The sequence below is a fragment of the Acidocella sp. MX-AZ02 genome (genome assembly GCF_000306035.1).
In the GTDB taxonomy this organism is placed as follows: domain Bacteria; phylum Pseudomonadota; class Alphaproteobacteria; order Acetobacterales; family Acetobacteraceae; genus Acidocella; species Acidocella facilis.
Map to the genome: position 1 here is coordinate 1 of NZ_JH976227.1, position 1,551 is coordinate 1,551.

Genomic DNA, 1,551 nt, shown 5'->3' on the forward strand with positions numbered 1-1,551 from the left:
TACGAAACAGCGGTGCTGGCCGTACTGCGCGACAAGCTGCGGGGCAGCAATATCTGGGTCGCTGGCAGCCGGGATTATCAGGCATTCGAGACCTATCTGCTCCCGGCCGGGACAGGAACAGCCACCGGCGTTGATGGTGAGACCGATCCCAATCGCTACATCGAAACCCGGACAGAGATGCTGCGCGAGAGTCTGACTTTCGTGGCCGCCCGGGCCGAGCGGGGCGACCTCGACGGGGTAGAGATCGAGGACGGCAAGCTTTTTATCGCCCGCACGCCGCCCACCGTGCCCGAGGCGGCCCGCGATCTGGCGCTGCGGCTGAACAGCATGCTGCCTCGGGTGCGGATCACGGAGGTTCTGAGCGAGGTTAACGCCTGGACCGGGTTCACTGACAGGTTCGCGCATCTGCGCACCGGTTTTCCCACCGCCGACAAAGCGGCCTTACTGGCGGCGGTGCTCGCCGACGGCACCAATCTTGGTCTTGCCCGCATGGCCGACGCCTCGCGGGGCCTCAGCTATCACCATCTGGTCAACGTGGCCCAATGGCACATCAGCGATGACAATTATGTTGCCGCCCGCGCCGCCATCATCAACGCACATCATAAACACCCCATGGCGGCGATCTGGGACGATGGAACAACCTCGTCTTCGGACGGGCAATATTTCCGGGCCGCTGGCCGCGCCGGAGCCGGCGGCTCGGTGAACGCCAAATATGGCATCGAACCGGGCGCGGTGATCTATACCCATGTCTCCGGCCAGTATGGACCGTTCCACACGCGCGTCATCTCCGCAACGATGAGCGAGGCGCCTCATGTGCTCGACGGGCTGCTGCATCATGTCCACCAGACTGATCTGCGCATTGCCGAGCATTATACTGACACTGCCGGCGCGACCGATCATGTCTTCGGTCTCTGCCATCTGCTGGGCTACCGGTTCGCCCCCCGGATCAAGGATCTGAGGGACATGAAGCTCTACACCATCGAAAAGTCTGGTAATTGGCCGCTGCTGGCACCGCTGATCGGCGACGCCGTCGAAACCGCCGCCATCCTTGGGCAATGGCCCGAGTTGATGCGGTTGAAGACTTCCATCGCTGCTGGCACCGTCCTGCCGTCCATCATCCTACGGAAGCTGGCCGCCGCCGGCGGCGGAAACGCCCTGTCCCGGGCGCTGCGAGCAATGGGGCGGATCGAGCGCACCCTGTTCACCTTGCAATGGCTGTCCGACCCGAGCCTTGCGTCAGCGCAGCCATGCCGGGCTCAACAAGGGAGAAGCCAGCAATGCCCTGCGCCGTGCCGTGTTCTTCCATCGCCAGGGCGAAATCCGCGACCGCACCTTCGAAAACCAGAGCTTCCGGGCCTCCGGGCTCAGCCTCATCACCGCCGCCATTATCCACTGGAACACCGCCTATCTCGACCAGGCCGTCAAGCACCTGCGGGCCCAGGGGACGGCCGTTCCCGATGATCTTCTGGCGCATGTCGCGCCACTCGGATGGGAACACATCGCCCTGACCGGGGATTACGTCTGGAACGCCGCCAATCCCGACGCCAGCTT

Annotated in this window: 1 pseudogene; it reads left to right on the top strand. The window is 63.9% G+C overall.

The features are described from left to right. Nucleotides 1–1,551, top strand: a pseudogene (locus MXAZACID_RS20540) (Tn3 family transposase); the annotation flags it as partial.